Origin of the sequence: Virgibacillus byunsanensis (assembly GCF_042675965.1) — a bacterium.
Taxonomy (GTDB): domain Bacteria; phylum Bacillota; class Bacilli; order Bacillales; family Amphibacillaceae; genus Virgibacillus_R; species Virgibacillus_R byunsanensis.
The window spans coordinates 13,881-30,788 of the sequence record NZ_JBHTKJ010000023.1; the positions used below are offsets into that span (position 1 = coordinate 13,881).

Annotated in this window: 14 protein-coding genes and 1 pseudogene; 2 read left to right on the plus strand and 13 right to left on the minus strand. The window is 35.5% G+C overall.

The features are described 5' to 3' along the window. Nucleotides 1–357 precede the first annotated feature (357 nt). The gene (locus ACFQ3N_RS09655) at nt 358–1,305 is read right to left on the minus strand and encodes a DUF2515 family protein (protein WP_390361832.1); all 948 of its coding nucleotides are present in this window, start codon (nt 1,303–1,305) and stop codon (nt 358–360) included. A 97-nt stretch (nt 1,306–1,402) separates the two neighbouring features. On the opposite strand from ACFQ3N_RS09655, the gene recU reads away from it, so the two are divergent. Together recU and ACFQ3N_RS09665 are read left to right on the plus strand one after the other, a co-directional pair. Then, nucleotides 1,403–1,993 (plus strand): Holliday junction resolvase RecU, encoded by a 591-nt coding sequence (gene recU, locus ACFQ3N_RS09660; RefSeq protein WP_390361834.1) that lies wholly within the window; start codon nt 1,403–1,405, stop codon nt 1,991–1,993. 18 nt (nt 1,994–2,011) lie between these two features. Next, nucleotides 2,012–4,762 (plus strand): PBP1A family penicillin-binding protein, encoded by a 2,751-nt coding sequence (locus tag ACFQ3N_RS09665; RefSeq protein ID WP_390361836.1) that lies wholly within the window; start codon nt 2,012–2,014, stop codon nt 4,760–4,762. 114 nt (nt 4,763–4,876) lie between these two features. On the opposite strand, the gene nth is transcribed toward ACFQ3N_RS09665, so the two are convergent. The 12 genes and pseudogenes from nth to ACFQ3N_RS09725 form a co-directional block, all read right to left on the minus strand. Continuing rightward, nucleotides 4,877–5,533: an endonuclease III gene (nth, locus tag ACFQ3N_RS09670; RefSeq protein ID WP_390361838.1), complete on the minus strand. Its 657-nt coding sequence runs from the start codon at nt 5,531–5,533 to the stop codon at nt 4,877–4,879. A 4-nt stretch (nt 5,534–5,537) separates the two neighbouring features. Then, a complete protein-coding gene (locus ACFQ3N_RS09675) occupies nt 5,538–6,224 on the minus strand; it encodes a DnaD domain-containing protein (RefSeq protein ID WP_390361840.1) in 687 nt (228 codons plus the stop codon). Nucleotides 6,225–6,307: 83 nt separating this feature from the next. Beyond that, entirely contained in the window at nt 6,308–7,600 is a 1,293-nt protein-coding gene (asnS, locus tag ACFQ3N_RS09680) for an asparagine--tRNA ligase (protein WP_390361842.1), read from the minus strand. An 18-nt stretch (nt 7,601–7,618) separates the two neighbouring features. After that, nucleotides 7,619–8,803, minus strand: a complete 1,185-nt coding sequence (locus ACFQ3N_RS09685) for a pyridoxal phosphate-dependent aminotransferase (protein WP_390361935.1) — start codon at nt 8,801–8,803, stop codon at nt 7,619–7,621. 14 nt (nt 8,804–8,817) lie between these two features. Further along, nucleotides 8,818–9,351 (minus strand): cell wall elongation regulator TseB-like domain-containing protein, encoded by a 534-nt coding sequence (locus ACFQ3N_RS09690; protein WP_390361844.1) that lies wholly within the window; start codon nt 9,349–9,351, stop codon nt 8,818–8,820. Continuing rightward, complete coding sequence (locus tag ACFQ3N_RS09695) at nt 9,314–9,484, minus strand: YpmA family protein (protein ID WP_390361846.1); 171 nt, start codon at nt 9,482–9,484, stop codon at nt 9,314–9,316. The genes ACFQ3N_RS09690 and ACFQ3N_RS09695 overlap by 38 nt, the downstream gene beginning before the upstream one ends. Nucleotides 9,485–9,733: 249 nt before the next feature. Then, on the minus strand, nt 9,734–12,535 hold the full coding sequence (dinG, locus tag ACFQ3N_RS09700) for an ATP-dependent DNA helicase DinG (RefSeq protein WP_390361848.1): 2,802 nt from the start codon (nt 12,533–12,535) through the stop codon (nt 9,734–9,736). Nucleotides 12,536–12,618: 83 nt separating this feature from the next. Next, nucleotides 12,619–13,002: pseudogene (gene panD, locus ACFQ3N_RS09705) on the minus strand (aspartate 1-decarboxylase). Nucleotides 13,003–13,017: 15 nt separating this feature from the next. Further along, nucleotides 13,018–13,887, minus strand: coding sequence for a pantoate--beta-alanine ligase (gene panC / locus ACFQ3N_RS09710; protein WP_390361850.1), 870 nt, complete (start codon nt 13,885–13,887; stop codon nt 13,018–13,020). Nucleotides 13,888–13,900: 13 nt separating this feature from the next. Beyond that, nucleotides 13,901–14,728, minus strand: a complete 828-nt coding sequence (gene panB / locus ACFQ3N_RS09715) for a 3-methyl-2-oxobutanoate hydroxymethyltransferase (protein ID WP_390361852.1) — start codon at nt 14,726–14,728, stop codon at nt 13,901–13,903. A 15-nt stretch (nt 14,729–14,743) separates the two neighbouring features. Then, nucleotides 14,744–15,727: a biotin--[acetyl-CoA-carboxylase] ligase gene (locus tag ACFQ3N_RS09720; RefSeq protein ID WP_390361854.1), complete on the minus strand. Its 984-nt coding sequence runs from the start codon at nt 15,725–15,727 to the stop codon at nt 14,744–14,746. Then, nucleotides 15,694–16,905, minus strand: coding sequence for a CCA tRNA nucleotidyltransferase (locus tag ACFQ3N_RS09725; protein WP_390361937.1), 1,212 nt, complete (start codon nt 16,903–16,905; stop codon nt 15,694–15,696). Before ACFQ3N_RS09725 ends, ACFQ3N_RS09720 begins: the two co-directional genes overlap by 34 nt. Between the last annotated feature and the right edge of the window lie 3 nt (nt 16,906–16,908).

Sequence of the window (16,908 nt, forward strand, 5' to 3'; positions counted from 1 at the left end):
CCTCGAGGTTTTAAGCAAAAACTCCCCGTGGCAAAGAACGCCACAATAATTTTTTACTTAAGCTATGCCTGAGGCTGATCAAGGCGCTTGCGCTTTTCTTCTTGTCTAGGAAATTATAAAATTAGGAGCCTGTGGATAATTTATTTACTGCTTAAGCCACGTCCAGCTCCAGCACCCGTGCTGTTAGTGGGCTTCCTGATCCTCCTTACGATAAGTCAACATCGAATCGCTACCGCTCTTCGTGTTTCCTTTAAGGAAGATCAACTAACTTCGCCGCTTTGCGCGGCAACGTCGACCCACCCGCGATGCGCGGGCGCAGCCCATACGTCGCTAAACGGGCGCTTGCGCTTTTCTTCTTTAAATTAACTTTATATGATAGTATGCAAAAATCATGTTTCTTTTATTATAAAAAGATTCCGTGATATCGAAATTCGAATCTTTTGGAATGTTTCTAAACCATTTCTTTTTAAGCCCCCTCGATTTAAACCAATCGCTACGAATATTATTATGATGCGTAATTTCTGGATAAATCATTCTTAGTATGGGGCTGTATGGGAATGGTAAATCAAGAAATTGTTCATAATCACGTCTGGAACCAGTATATTCAACACGAATTAAGAAATCCAATATATGATGATAGGTATCTTTATGGAAAAGAACAGACGCAATTTGCTTACCTAACGAAATTCGTTTGGTTAAATTCGTGAAATCATGTACAAACAATCCGTATAACTTAAGTGTTTTCGTTGGTACAATAATTGCATTCATGAACAATAAATTTTGCATTTGATAAGGGACTTTATGAAAAACGTTCTGTTTAAAGTAATTGTTCTTAACAACTGGGGCTTCGATAACATTTTGCTCATTAATAATAAGTGCGGTCATTAGCCTTTCTTGATCTTGATATGTCCAAAAGCGATACCATTCTTCTATCATAAATACGGAAACGTTAAATTCTTTTAATAAATAAAAAAGTGGTTTATTTCGTTTTATTGATAGTATATAGATCAATAATTGGGGATAAGCATCTGAAAATATTAACCAGTTTGCTCTTTCATATGTCATAAATAATCTAGTACGTTCGTTTTCATGGAAAAGCTTTTGAAATGGAGGCAAATACAAGTCAGTCATATTCCATCCAGCATTTCTCGATACCACACTAGCAAGCAGTGACCATTTAATTTCAGGATAGGTTAAATATATGTTTTGATACGCTTTTGTTCGGGAAATGTTATCAACATTATGCTCTCTTGTCCTTTTTATTATATAATGTAAATAGGCTTGTTCTCCCCCTTTTATCAACATCTTATATACCTACTTTCTTTACAATCTAATGGTCTTACTAACTGTATTTTGTACAGGTTTTCTGATATGATACTGTAATATGCTGGGGGTAACATATATGAAATATCCAAATGGAACAAAAATGATAAAATCAAATTATAAAGATAATTTTACAAGTAAACAGAGTTTTGGTAACCGAGGTATGACACTTGAAGAAGATATCAACGCAACAAACAACTATTATGTAGAAACGGATAGAGCAATTATTCATAAAAAGCCAACACCTGTTCAAATAGTTAATGTGAATTATCCTAAAAGAAGTGCTGCAGTTATTACAGAAGGATATTTTAAACAAGCTTCAACAACAGATTATAATGGGATCTATCGTAATAAATATATTGACTTTGAAGCAAAAGTAACAAAGAATAAAACGCTATTTCCATTAGCTAATATCCATGAACATCAAATAAAACATATGGAATCAATAACACGACATGGTGGAATTTCCTTTATCGTCATTCGCTTTGCATTGTATAATGAAACATATTTTTTGCAAGGAGAGAAACTTTTTTCATATTGGAACGACAAATTAAAAGGTGGTAGAAAATCAATACCATATCAAGCTATAAAAGAGGAGGGTTTTTTTATACCCTTTCACTACCAGGCAAGAGTAAACTATTTATCAATTATAGATAAGCTTTATTTTTAGAGATGGAGGTATGGAGCTATGGCAGATAACAGCCAATCTCGTACAGCAAGAAGGAAGCAAAAAAAATCAAATAAAAAACCTATATGGAAAAAGATATTATTAATAACATCAATTGTCGTTTTAGCTTTGGGTTTAGGTGTAGGTGTACTGTTTGCGTATTATATTGCCACAGCACCAGAAATTGATGCATCTCAATTATCAGACCCATTATCTTCTAAAATTTATGATAAAGATGGTGAATTGTTTGCAGATCTTGGCTCAGAGCAACGCTCTCAAATAGAGTTTGGTGAATTACCGCCAATATTAATTGATGCTGTAACTGCGACAGAGGATTCACGATTCTTCACTCACTCTGGTATTGATTTATTAAGAATTGGTGGAGCAATTAAAGCAAACATAACAAATGGTTTTGGTTCTGAAGGTGCAAGTACTATTACGCAACAAGTTGTTGAAAAATCATTCTTATCACCGGAGAAGAAGATTAGCCTAAAAGTACAAGAACAATGGTTAGCATTAAAACTAGAACGAGAATATTCTAAAGAAGCAATAATGGAAATGTATTTAAATAAAATTCATTATGGCAATAATTCATACGGTGTAGCGAAGGCTGCACAAAATTATTTTGGTAAAACGGATTTAAGTGAGCTAACACTACCAGAAGCAGCTATTCTTGCAGGTTTACCACAACGTCCTTCGGCTTATAACCCGTTTGAAAATCCGGATTTAACTAAGGAACGTATGAATACTGTGTTAGACCTTATGGTACGACATGAAAAAATCACACAAGAGGAAGCCGATGAAGCAAGAGAAGTAGATATTCCATCACTTTTAAGAGAGGATCGTCCGGATTCATCGCCTTATGAGGCTTTCTTACAACAAATTAGAGACGAGATTTCTAAAAAAGTTGATGGTGCAGATATATATACCGATGGTTTAAAGATTTATACAACGTTAGATACAAATGCACAAGAGTATGTAGAATTTCTACTATCAGACAGTGAAGATAATCCTATAAACTATCCTGAACCAGTAGAGGACGAAAATGGTAATCCAGTCGATGTGCAAGCTGGTATGGTATTATTGGATACAAAAAATGGAGCGATTCGAGCCATTGGAGGCGCCCGTGGTGGATTGGAAAATGATGGCCACAATTTCGCGATTGACGGTGAAGGACGACAACCTGGTTCTACATTTAAACCAATCGTGGCATATGGTCCAGCAATTGAACATAATCAATTGTCAACATACCATCAAATAAACGATGACGGTCCTTTTGATATCGCCGGTACTGATAGCCAAATTAATAACTGGGATGGCAGCAGTAGAGGTTGGATGTCTATGCGTTATGCTTTAAGTGAATCATTAAACGTCCCAGCAGTAAAAACGTTAGAAGAAAATGGTTCAGGTAATGCTAAAAGTTTTGCTGAAGGATTAGGAATTGAATTTGCTAATGACAATGTAACTATCGGGGATGCAATTGGTGGAACTGGTACTGGTGTTACCCCACTAGAATTAGCAGGTGCTTATCGTGCATTTGGTAATCAAGGTATCTATAATGAACCTTATGCTGTTACTGAAGTTGAATTTCCAGATGGCAAAACAATCGATTTAAAACCTAAGGCGGAAGCTGCTATGTCAGATTATACTGCTTATATGATAACGGATATGCTAAAAACAGCTGTTGAGGAAGGCACCGGTACTGCAGCAAATGTTTCTGGGTTACCTGTTGCTGGTAAAACTGGTACAACGAATTTAAAAGACAAAAACGGCAGTCCTGATTCATGGTTCAGTGGATACACAACCAACTATACGCTTTCTATTTGGACTGGGTATGGCGACAGTAATCAAAGAGTATTGCCGGATACGAAAATCCCACATGCCTTGTTCAAACATACGATGAGCGAAATCTCAAAAGACATAGACACTCCAGACTTTGTAAAACCAGATTCGGTTGTAGAGGTCGAAGTTGAGAAAGGATCTAGACCAGCAAAATTACCAAGTGATTTTACACCTAGTTCAGAAATCGTAACAGAATTATTTGTAAAAGGGTATGAACCAGATGACACATCAGAAAAGTATGATCAACTCGATCCTGTTAATAACTTAACAGCAGAATATGATGAGGATTCAGATTCCATTCAAGTCGAGTGGGACTATAACTCTGATGAGGATGTATCATTTGAAATAAGTGCTAGTGAAGATGGCGGCCAAATGAATGGTCTATCTTCTACAGAAGACACTTCATTTGAAATTTCCAACGTAGAACCTGGAGCGGAATATGAAATCCAAGTAGTTGTCGTTAGTAACGAGCATGACTCCATTACTAGTGAACCTTCATCAACTAAAGTGTCAGTTCCAGAAGAACAGGAAAATATTCCTTCTATTGATAACTTAGAAGCATCTTATAACGCTGAAAACAATATGATCGACGTTTCGTGGGGATATAATGGACCACCAGCAGAATTCGAAGTGGATGTAAATGGTCAAACACAAACAGTTGGTTCTAACGGGATAGAAATTACCAATATTAGTCCTGGAGAATATAACATTACGATTACCCCAATCGGTCAGAATGGAGCTAACAGTGATGTTCGAGGAGAATCACAAAGCACTACGATTAATGTAGAAAGCGATGATGATAATAACGACGAAGAAAATGCCGATAATAATGATGAGGTAAACGTTGATGGCGAAGGCCTAGGTGGCGGTAATGACGACAATGATGGAAATAATGAAGATGATGACGCACAAGATCCAGAAGATCAATAAGAATAGGCAATCAATCTTAGAAAACGTGGCTTTTCGCCAAACCTTAGTTCCACTCATCTACTAAAAAAGAGGTAAACTTCAATGAAGTTTACCTCTTTTTTCTTATCAAAATTTCTACAAAGAATCCACTTTTTTCATTCGCTTCTGTCCCTCCCTGCATATTTCTAATAAAGGACATTCCGGGCAGTTTGGATTTTTTGCCTTGCAATGATATCTACCAAAAAAAATCAAACGATGATGAGTATCCGTCCACTCTTCTTTTGGAACTTTGCGCATTAATGTTTGTTCAACTTCTAAGACAGAGTCCTTCCACTTACAAATAGCTAATCGCTTGGATACGCGTTCGACATGTGTATCAACAGCAATTGCTGGTTCATGAAATGCAACAGAAGCTACAACATTTGCCGTCTTCCTCCCCACTCCTGCCAATTTCATTAATTCTGTTTTTGTTTGTGGTACTTCCCCGTTGTATTCTTCAAGTAACATCGTACAAAGCTTTCGAATATTTTTAGCCTTATTGCGATAAAGTCCAATTGACCGGATATCCTGCTCTAGTTCTTCCAACGATACTTCTAGATAATCACTTGGCTTTTGATATTTTTTAAACAACTCAGCAGTTACTTTATTGACTAACACATCGGTACATTGAGCTGAAAGCAATACAGCAATCACCAGATCAAATGGATTTCTATGGTTTAATTCACATTCTGCATGGGGAAACATTTTTGTTATTTCATCTAAACAAAATCTAACTTGTGCCTTGTTGAGCATTTTATTAATCTTCTCCCTCTAACCAATTATAATAAAATGAAGTATCTCTCTTTTTAGTTTCAACCTGTGTTTGTGTCTGATTAGTATGAAAGGATTTACTTACTTCTCTTGCTTGTTCTACAGAATGAATACCTTTTCTTTTCCAGTCTCTTAATATGCGATCGATATATTTAAAATTTAATTTTCCCATTAAAACAGACTCTCTAAGTGCTGCCTTTATTAATGCGGGAATAACTTCATCTACATCGATCCAGGCATTAATTGTCTCTATTTCAAAAGGAGACAATGGTCTACCGAATTCTTGTTCGAACAGGATAAAAATAGTTCCATCTTCACCTTGGTCATCCTGCTTTTGCTTATCTTCAACAGTGAAAAGTTTTTCCCAAAGTGGTTCTAAGCTATAAGATTCACTAAGTATGTTTTGCTCATTCTTGGATTGTTCAATCGTTATAAACTTTTTCTGAATTAGCTTTCGTAAAATAGTTGAACACTCTTTTTCGTCCATTGTTAGGACAGTTGCAAGTTCATTTGGAGTCGGAAAATCTATATATTCTTGTAAAGATCGATGAATTTGCACTATTACCATGACATCTCTCTCATCAAGACCTAATTGTTTATACGAAGTAAGTAGTCGACTAGGTATCTGTACTTGGTTTAATAATATATGTTGAAAAGAAACAAATTTTGTCATAATTAATAACACCTCAAATATAGTATAGCATGAAAAATAGTAAAATCCCTCGCATTTAGCAAGGGATTTGTTAACCTATTTTATTATGGATGTAAACGATTCAACAACCGTGGGAATGGAATTGTTTCTCGAACATGGTCTACACCAGATAACCATGCAACAGTTCTTTCAAGCCCTAAACCGAAACCAGAATGTGGTACACTACCATATTGGCGTAATTCCAAATACCATTTATAGGCTGGTCCTGTTAACCCATGTGCTTCATATTGTTCCTTCATTAGCTCCAAATCATCAATACGTTGTGAACCACCGATGATCTCCCCATAACCTTCAGGTGCAATTAAGTCAGCACATAATACCACATCAGAGCGGTTTGGATCTGGCTTCATATAAAATGCTTTTATATCTTTTGGATAATTTGTGATGAATACTGGTTTATCAAAGCTTTCTGCAATTGCAGTTTCATGAGGTGCGCCAAAGTCCTCTCCCCATTCGATATCGGTGAATCCTTTTTCTTTAAGCATCCCCACTGCATCATCATATGAAATTCTTGGAAATGGTGCTTGAATTTTTTCAAGCTGGGTTGTATCACGTTCAAGTAAATTTAATTCAATTTTACAATTCGATAATACAGATTGGGCAATAAAACTAACATACTGCTCCTGTATTTGTAAGCTTTCTTCATGATTTACAAAAGCCATTTCAGGTTCAATCATCCAGAATTCAATTAAATGTCTTCTTGTTTTTGACTTTTCAGCACGAAATGTAGGTCCAAATGAAAATACCTTCCCAAATGCCATTGCAGCTGCTTCCATATAAAGTTGTCCACTTTGTGATAAGTATGCTTCTTCATCAAAATACTTGGTGTGGAATAATTCTGTTGTACCTTCTGCTGATGATCCAGTCAAAATTGGAGGATCAATTTTGACATAACCATTTTCATTGAAAAATTGGTATGTCGAACGGATGATTTCATTGCGTATTTTCATTACAGCGTGTTGTCTTTTAGATCGTAACCATAGATGGCGATGGTCCATTAAAAATTCTGTACCATGATCTTTTGGAGTAATTGGATAGTCAACTGCCTCATGAATAAGTTCAATACCACTTACCTGCATTTCAAATCCAAGTGGTGATCGTTTATCCTCTACAATTGTACCTGTTATGTACATCGAAGACTCTTGTGTCATATTTTTTGCTAGCTGAAATGTTTCATCCTCGTCACCATTTTTTGCAACTACAGCCTGCATAAATCCTGTTCCATCTCGTAGTTGTAAAAAAGCTATTTTTCCGCTAGAACGTTTATTAGCTAGCCATGCTCCAATTGTTACTTCTTTTCCTTCGTAATCATGTACTTGTGATATAGTTGTCTTCAAGAAAATTACCCCCAAAATCTATAATTGATGGTTCATGACAAAACGTTTTATACGTTTTGCAGCTTCTTTTAAATTTTCCGTAGAAATAGCATAAGATAATCGTACATTTTGTGGCGATCCAAAACCAGACCCCGGCACGAGAGCTACTTTCTCTTCCTCAAGTAATGCAGTTACCCATTCATCAACACGTTCAAATCCATTTTGTTTAACAGCTTCTTGTACGTTTGGGAACAAGTAAAATGCACCCATTGGTTTTTGGCAGGATATGCCAGGAATATCATTCATTAACTCATGTAATAGATCAAGTCTTTCTGAGAAATCCTTTTTCATTTGATCCAATGCACCATTTCCTGATTGATAAGCCGCTAATGCTGCATATTGTGCAATTGAAGTTGGATTGGAGGTGGAATGTGATGCAAGGTTCGTCATTGCTTTAATGATGGTTTTATCCCCCGCTGCATATCCTATTCTCCATCCGGTCATGGCATGTGATTTCGATACACCATTAATGATAATAGTCTGTTGTTTTACCTTTTCTGAAACTTGCGCTATTGAATTGTGTGGATCGCCAGTATAAATTAACTTTTCATAAATTTCGTCTGAAACAATTAAAATATTATGTTTAATACAAACCTCACTAAGTTCAATCAATTCTTCCTTATTATACATCATACCAGTAGGATTACTTGGAGAGTTAATGATAACTGCTTTCGTCTTTTCTGTTATCGTATTTTCCAATTGCTCTGGAGTCAGTTTAAAACTGTTTTCTTCTAAAGCATTAACGACTACTGGATTTCCTCCTGCAAGCTTTATTTGTTCAGGATAACTCACCCAATACGGTGCTGGAACGATTACTTCGTCACTTTCATTTAACAGAACCTGGAACAAGGTGTATAAAGCATGTTTAGCACCAGTTGTAACGATTATTTCTTCGGTCGAGTAGGATAAGTCATTATCTTGTTTAAATTTGTTTACAATAGCTTCTCTAAGCTCTAAAATACCACCAGCTGGTGTGTACTTTGTTAATCCATTTCTCATTGCATTTTCTGCAGCCTCAATAATATATTCAGGTGTGTTAAAATCTGGTTCACCTGCACCTAACCCGATAACATCGTGTCCCTGTTGCTTAAGTTCTTTTGCCATTGCTGTTATTGCTAGTGTAGAGGATGGAGTTAATGTTTTTACTCGTTCAGCTAAATTCATTTCCATTCACCTTCCTATTTAAATGTTTTTTTGAACCTAAATCGTTCATATCTTGAGCCATCATTCATGGATAGATAATCTAACACATGCCTATCACTATTATCTCGATAAGTTACTTCCCATAATGGTCTATTGTTTACCATTGCTGGTGAAATTTTAATTAATTTACAATGATTACATTGTTCCTTCCACTGGCTTTTGATCGATTCCAAGGATATGATATTGGATTGATCCATGATCGTAATATCCTCATCTTCATCATCCAACGGTAAAAAAACTATTTTTTTATCATTACCAGTAGTCTCACCGAATAATACATGATACGTAATGGCACCACTAAATGTATATATGTTATTAACTTTTGTCAATTCTGTATTGCTAAGTACTGTGTCTTGTGATGACGCATAACCAGATTTCTTTTGCTGCTGTATATCCTGATATAAAAATACTCCATAAACTAAACAAGAAATAAAGACTAAACAAACGAACCCAATAATCCATTTTAACCAGTTAGGTACGATAAATTGTGAATACTGCTTGTTCTTCATGGTCACCATCCAGAGCTAATCCAAACATAAGGTTTTCTTTTTTTAATGTTCGATTTAAACAATCGACAATTTTATACATATCTGATGAATATTGGATTTTTAAGGTTGATAAAGTCTTTATTTTATTATCCATCTTTTCCCCTCCATTATTAAAATGCTTCTTATTTTATCAAATTTTACTACACATTTTAAGGCTACGTTTGTTTAAACTATAGATAACGTTGAAAATAAATAATCATAAATAGTATAACAGTCATTTCAACAAAATGGTTTTGTTTTTATTTATTTCAACAAATATTCCAACCCATACCATTATACACTGATGCATCAATTACATGCATCAGTGGTTTTTTGTCATGAAATGTTCAAACGCTCTTACCTTTTAAAACCACTTTTCTGCCTTTTCTATTAGCTGTTGGGTGGAATCGTGTGTGATTGGAACATTTGGTATGGAATCAATAAAGTATTTGCCATAACGTGCTTTAATGATACGAGCATCACATACAAAGACAATACCACGATCGCTAGATGATCGAATTAGCCTGCCAAATCCTTGCTTAAATCTTATTACAGCATTTGGTAATGATAATTCCATAAAAGCATTTTTTCCTTTTTGTTTTAAATAACTCGATTTAGCCTCGTATATCGGGTGATTTGGTGGCTGAAAAGGAAGTCTTACGATCATTAAACAAGATAAGTCCTCACCAGGTATATCGACACCCTCCCAAAAGGAACTTGTCCCTAATAAAATGGATTGGTCAAATGTTTGAAAGTTTTTCTTCAGTCTTGCACGACTTCCACTGGATATTCCTTGCGCTATTAACATATAGCTGTTGATGTCAATCGTTTCCTTTAAAAGTGTATATGATTTACGAAGCATTTCATAGGAAGTAAAAAGTACAAGCATTCTCCCTTTGGTTACTTCAGCTAAAGATAAGATTGCTTCACAAACAGAATAAATAAAATCATCCATATTTCCATACTTAATATCTGGAAAGTCATTAGGCACCATAAGTTGTACCTGGTTTTCATACGAAAATGGTGAATTAATCTTCATGGTTACTACATTTTCTGATTGTAGACCGAGACGATCTTGTATAAAAGAAAAAGAGCTTTTCATTGTCAATGTGGCACTAGTTAAAATTACACTCTTCTTTTTTGCAAAAAAATCTTCATGGAGAAAGTCCGAAATATCAGTTGGTTCACTGTATAAATAAACAGCATTTCTCGCACCACTTGCCTCAATTTCGATCCATTTAACCTCCGTCTTTGGTGTTTCCATTATAAACAATTTTTCAACACGATCAATTAGTGATTGAAGTTGATTCATACAATTTAATATATCTTCATTATCAAATCTGTCATAATGCTCCATTTTCTCCAGATACTCTTTAAAATTGGACAGCATATGAATTAGATCCCTAAGGAAAAACGTTAGTCTCGTAGCCATTTCAACCACTGTATTCCATTTAGCTGAATTCTCTTTACCTAAGTCAAACCGATATTGTATTCTACCGATGTCACTTAATGATTTGTCATTTTTGTGCTGCGTATAAACATATTGAAATATTGTTCGAAATAAGTCATCAGTCTCATGTTTTGTTATTCCATACATATCATTCCATTTTTCAAGTAACGGGTGATTTTCATCTACACTATACTTCTTGATCAACTTACCTATAAAATTATCTTCTTCAATGGTACCAATCTGGTTAAGACTGTATTGTAAAGTTACATAATCTAATTTTAAGCCATAATGTTTAGATGCGGTTTCTTCTAAATGATGTGCCTCATCAACAATTGCTTTTTCGTACGCTGGCAAGAACTGATAGTCGTTAAACATGTCTGTACAGAGTAGAGCATGATTTGTAATTACTACATTTGCTTGTTGTGCTTTTTTCCTTGCTTTTTGATAAAAAGAACGGGAAAACCACGGTGAGTGTGGATCCATTATACCTTCTGAATCTGTAGAAATCTTTTTATAAAACAGATAACCACTTGAAGGTAACTGAATCTCATCAATATCCCCTGTCTCGGTTTCGGTAAGCCAAACTAAAATCATAGCCTTCGTTAGTATAACATCGTAATTTTCCTGTTGCTCAGATGCTAATTCATGAGCAAATTTTTCAAGGCTAATATAGTGCTGCTTCCCTTTTAATAACGCTACTTTAAACGGAATTGACACTAACTTACTTATTAATGGTATTTCTTCTTCTAATAATTGAGATTGTAATTGAGTTGTATAGGTGCTTATTATAATCCGCTTCTGTGTCAAAGCAGCTTCATAAATTGCAGGAATTAAATAAGCGAGTGATTTTCCTGTACCAGTTTCTGCCTCGATTAAAGCGTGGGATTTAGATTGAAATGCATCATATATAGTCTCTGACATTTCCCTCTGCCCACTGCGTTTTTCATAGTTGTCCATAAATTGGTGCATACTGCCATTTGTTTCATAGATGTCATCTAAGTAAATTCCAAAAGGCGTTTCAATTTCATCCTCTGTGACAGAATGGTCGACCATTTTCTTATACGCTAATCCACCATATGTATCCATATCGTCACGTTTCTGTAATGAAAAAGCTAAAGCATGGTGCCTTTCATCAAGTAAATGACTTAAATCAGACTTAAGTGATTTTTCTAAATGAAGTAAATGGCTGACTGTTTCAAATGGTAACTGATTTATTTTTTGTTTCATTTTTAAAAATAGTTTTGCAGTTACAAACGCATCAGACAATGCTCGATGAGGGTCTGAATGATGTATATCCAAGTATTCTGTTAATTGCCCCAACTTAAAGCTTGGAGATTGGGGGTAGAGTATTCGAGCAAGTTCTACTGTATCAATTACCGGATTTGTTAATCTTTCCATCCCTAATCCAGCAAATTCTTCATTTATAAATCCTAAATCAAACGGAACATTATGTGCTATTAGGTAACTATCTTTACACATTTCAGCAATGTCACTTGCTTGTTCATGAAAAGTCGGTGCATAGGCCACATCCTCATCATGAATTCCTGTCAGATTAGATATAAAAGGCGGAATGGGCTGATTAGGATTAAGTAGGGTGGAGAATTCATCGACAATAACATCATCTTCAATAATCACTAAACCAACTTCAATAATCTTATCACTTTTTGCCGGGGAATGCCCTGTAGTTTCCAAATCAATTACAACATATTTGTCCATTGTTCCACCTTACTCTCTATAATAAGTAAATGTATTATAAAAGAAAAAACCCTTATCAAAAATGATAAGAGTATCACACCCGCCTACATTTTAGTTAATGGAGGTTCCTGATCGATAAGTTGCTCGATTTCATTTTCTTCATTCATTATAGCAACTTTTGGTTTAAACGATGCTAACTCTTCATGGGAAACAGAAGCATAAGACACTACGATAACCGTATCTCCTTTTTAAACAAATCTTGCAGCTGCTCCATTTAAACATATAACTTTGGATCCTCTTTCACCAGGGATCACATAAGTTTCTAATCTTGCACCATTGTTATTATTTACTATTTGTACTTTCTCATGTGGTAAAATATCAACTTGTTCTAATATGTCCTAATCAATCGCTACACTGCCGATATAATGTAAGTTTGCTTCTGTGACACGTGCATGGTGAAGTTTAGCTTTCATCATGGTGCGAAACATACTTACTTCCCCCATTTATATTTGTTTAATTAAATTTCCATATTCATCAAAAAGGAGGTTGTCGATTAACCTAGCACGATTAAAGTGTACTGCAACTGCTAATACTACAGGGCGATTGACCACAGAAACGGGTTCTAACTGAGGATAACTTAATAATTCAACATAATCTATTCTGCCTGATGTATGATTATTAATCACATCCATAACCTCTTTTACAATAATATCAGTATTTGTCTCTCCGTCAACTACTAATTTTCGGCCTTTATTTAATGCGCCATATAGCTGTGGAGCTTCCTGACGTTCCTTGTTTGTTAAATAAACATTTCTGCTACTTTTAGCCAGTCCATCTTTTTCTCTAGTTGTTGATACAGGAATTAATTCAATTGGAAAATTTAAGTCTTTAATTAGTGCATCAACCACCGCAACTTGTTGAGCATCCTTCATACCAAAATAGGTTTTACTCGGTTGAATGATATGGAATAGCTTTGACAGAACTGTAATAACACCTTCAAAATGTCCTGGACGAGAACGGCCACATAATACATCTGCTCGATCTTCAATATTCATCGATATGATCAATGGTGTAGGATACATGTCTTGAATTTCTGGTAAAAATAAATAATCTACACCTACCTGCTCTGCGACAGTCGTGTCTTGTTGTTCATCTCTTGGGTATTGTTCGAAATCCTCACTTGGACCGAATTGCAGTGGATTAACAAATATGCTGGTTACAACAATGTCATTTTCTTGCTTGGCCCTTTTCATTAGGTTCGTATGACCTTCATGAAAGAAACCCATTGTTGCAACAAAACCTATTTGTTTGTTTTGTCGGATAAGTTCTAACGATTTAAGTTGCATTTCCTGCAATGATCGAATAATTTCCATAATATCTCCCTACTTAATCAGTTGGTAAAAAATCAGCGTTTTTGATGGTAAAGGAATGTTCATCTTTTGGAAAAGATTCTTGCCTTACTTCAGAAACATATGACCTAATTCCTTCGATTCCAGTTGAATTATAATCAGCATAGGTTTTAACGAATTTTGGTACACGGCTTACTCCGTATTGTAAAATATCATGATAGACCAATACTTGCCCATCACAATTTATACCAGCACCAATTCCAATTGTTGGGATGGTTAATGCATTTGTTATGATGGATGCCAGTTCTTTTGGAACGCATTCCAATACAAGTGCGATGGCACCACGTTCGGCTATCGCTTTAGCATCCTGAAGTAGTTTTTCTGCTGCTTCTGAATCATTACCTTGGACTTTATAGCCACCTAATACATGAACAGATTGTGGAGTAAGTCCTAAGTGAGCAACTACAGGAATTCCAGCTTCACTTAGACGTTCTGTTAATAATAATGCCTCTGTAGATGCACCTTCTATCTTGATTGCCTGAGCATCCGTCTGTTGAAATATTTTTTGAGCATTAGCTAACGAATCTTCTAATGATATATGATACGACATAAATGGCATATCCACGACCATAAACGTATCCGGGGCACCACGCTTTACCGCTTTTGCATGATGAACCATATCGTCTACTGTAACTTGAACAGTTGAGGCGTAACCTAAAACGACCATCCCTAATGAATCGCCAACTAAAATCATATCAACATCCGCTTCTTCGACTACTTTAGCAGAAGGGTAATCGTATGCAGTAATCATGGAGATCTTCTGTTTATTGTGCTTCATTTTCTGTAGATCTAACCTACTCAACATGGCTCTCTCTCCTTGTTAATTCCACTCAATTTCAGCAGAATATAATTTTTTTATTTCACCATCTTTAGTCGTTAATAATGCACCATCCTCAGCAATACCTAAGAATTTTCCTTTCCAACTCTCACGCATCGTTTTTATCGTGACTATTTCTCCAATCTTGTAGCCATAACGTTCCCAAATTACTTTGACATCTGAAAATCCATTCTCTATGTATTTCGAATAAGCATCTTCAAATTTAACTAAAATATGTTGAATAAGCTCTGTTATATTCCAACTATTGGTTGACTCTATTTGTAACGAGGTAGCTTTTCCCCTTAGATCCTCAGGAATTTCATCTACGTCTTGATTAACATTTATACCCATACCAATCACAACATATTGAATCTGGTCCTGTTCAGCCTGCATTTCTGTTAAAATACCAGCCGTTTTTTTATTATGTATAAAGATATCGTTAGGCCATTTAATTTTAGGTTCTAATGCAGTAAATTCTGCTAACGTCTCTGCTAATATAGTGGCAGACAATAACGTTAATTGTGGTGCAAGATGGGGTGGAATTTCTGGTTTCAGTACAATACTCATCCAGATACCCTTGCCCTTGGCTGAATGCCAAGAACGGTTCATCCTTCCCTTACCCTTGGTTTGCTCATCTGCTATTATTACTGTTCCATGTACTGCATCTTCTTGTACTGCTTGATGAGCTACTTGTTGTGTGGATGGTGTAACAGATTTATGAATAATTGTTTTACCAAGCCATTTTGTATTTAACCCCCATTGAAGTGTATTTGCACTTAGTTTGTCAGGGTATTCTAAAATTCGATAGCCTTTCTTGGAGACACCCTCAATGTTATATCCGTCCTTTTCGAGTTCTTTCATATGCTTCCATACAGCACTACGGGATATGTTCAGTTTTTCAGACAGATTTTGGCCGGAAATATATTGTTCTTTAGCGTTTGCTAATAGTTCAATTAGTCTATTTCGGGTGGATTCCAATTTATCCACTCCTTTATCATCAATTTTTCATTCGTTACATTATCAAATACAACCTCTTTTTCAATTCGATCCAACAAATGTCCCACCCAAGGACCCTTTTTTGTATTAGGAAATAATTGATGAATATCATTTCCATCTAATGCCAAATCCTTCTTTGTTTGTATACAGAGCTGATCTTCAATTGAATCTATTTCATGACGAGAAATCTTAGATGGGCATGGTAACAACAAATTCTGTAATCGAATAAAACCATTATAATAATCATGATGTAAGCTATAGACTAGCCAGTTATCAAGACCATACTTACGGTAATATGTAAGTGCATCTGCTAGCTGTAACGCTTCAATTCTTGTTTTATTAGAACATTTCCATTGCCGAATCCATTCCTGTATGCTCACTTCAGACTCTACATGATGAAATAAGGCAATTATTTCAGCAAACGAGTGTAATGGTTTAATAGGAGCCGGAATTCGTTCCACTATATATGGATATTCTATCATAATTGGTAAATGTTTATATACATTTGTTTGTTTTAAATAGTCTATTCCCAGGTTAACAAAATCTCCGGCAAATAGCTTTACAATTTCATTTGCGATACGCTCCACAGCAAGATCTTTTATTTGGTGCTGTACTTGCTTTATATTGTCTAGTGTTTTATCTTCTATTACAAATCCTAATTGACTAGAAAAGCGAAGAGCGCGAATAATGCGGAGTGCATCCTCTGTAAAACGCTCATAGCCATTCCCTACCGTGCGAATCAATTTATGTTTTATATCGTCTCTGCCATTAAACAAGTCAATTATACTACCATCTTTATCCATTGCTAGTGCATTTATTGTAAAGTCTCTTCTTTTTAAATCTTGATCAATCGTTTGAATAAATTGTACATCGTCCGGGTGTCTTTTATCAGAGTAACTTCCATCAATTCGGAAGGTAGTAACTTCATAGGATTGCTTGTTGTGGCGAACGATTACCGTTCCATGGTCAATACCAACAGGAATCACCTTTTGAAAAATTTCTTGTACCGCTTGTGGTTTAGCAGAAGTTGCAATATCTATGTCACCAATGGAACGATTCAACAGTAAATCACGAACACAGCCACCCACAAAATAAGCCTGATGGCCATGGATTTCTAATTCTTCTATTATTGCTGTCGCTTCTTCAAAAGGATGGTTAAGCATAATCATCAC

Excerpts from the sequence above, each read along its gene's own strand:
- dinG (WP_390361848.1), bottom strand. The coding sequence starts at position 12,535 with ATGGACAAATATGTTGTAATTGATTTGGAAACTACAGGGCATTCCCCG.
- ACFQ3N_RS09665 (WP_390361836.1), top strand. The coding sequence starts at position 2,012 with ATGGCAGATAACAGCCAATCTCGTACAGCAAGAAGGAAGCAAAAAAAA.
- ACFQ3N_RS09690 (WP_390361844.1), bottom strand. The coding sequence starts at position 9,351 with ATGAAGAACAAGCAGTATTCACAATTTATCGTACCTAACTGGTTAAAA.
- panC (WP_390361850.1), bottom strand. The coding sequence starts at position 13,887 with ATGGAAATTATTCGATCATTGCAGGAAATGCAACTTAAATCGTTAGAA.
- ACFQ3N_RS09655 (WP_390361832.1), bottom strand. The coding sequence starts at position 1,305 with ATGTTGATAAAAGGGGGAGAACAAGCCTATTTACATTATATAATAAAA.
- panB (WP_390361852.1), bottom strand. The coding sequence starts at position 14,728 with ATGTTGAGTAGGTTAGATCTACAGAAAATGAAGCACAATAAACAGAAG.
- ACFQ3N_RS09725 (WP_390361937.1), bottom strand. The coding sequence starts at position 16,905 with ATGATTATGCTTAACCATCCTTTTGAAGAAGCGACAGCAATAATAGAA.
- ACFQ3N_RS09675 (WP_390361840.1), bottom strand. The coding sequence starts at position 6,224 with ATGACAAAATTTGTTTCTTTTCAACATATATTATTAAACCAAGTACAG.
- nth (WP_390361838.1), bottom strand. The coding sequence starts at position 5,533 with ATGCTCAACAAGGCACAAGTTAGATTTTGTTTAGATGAAATAACAAAA.
- recU (WP_390361834.1), top strand. The coding sequence starts at position 1,403 with ATGAAATATCCAAATGGAACAAAAATGATAAAATCAAATTATAAAGAT.
- ACFQ3N_RS09685 (WP_390361935.1), bottom strand. The coding sequence starts at position 8,803 with ATGAATTTAGCTGAACGAGTAAAAACATTAACTCCATCCTCTACACTA.
- ACFQ3N_RS09695 (WP_390361846.1), bottom strand. The coding sequence starts at position 9,484 with ATGGATAATAAAATAAAGACTTTATCAACCTTAAAAATCCAATATTCA.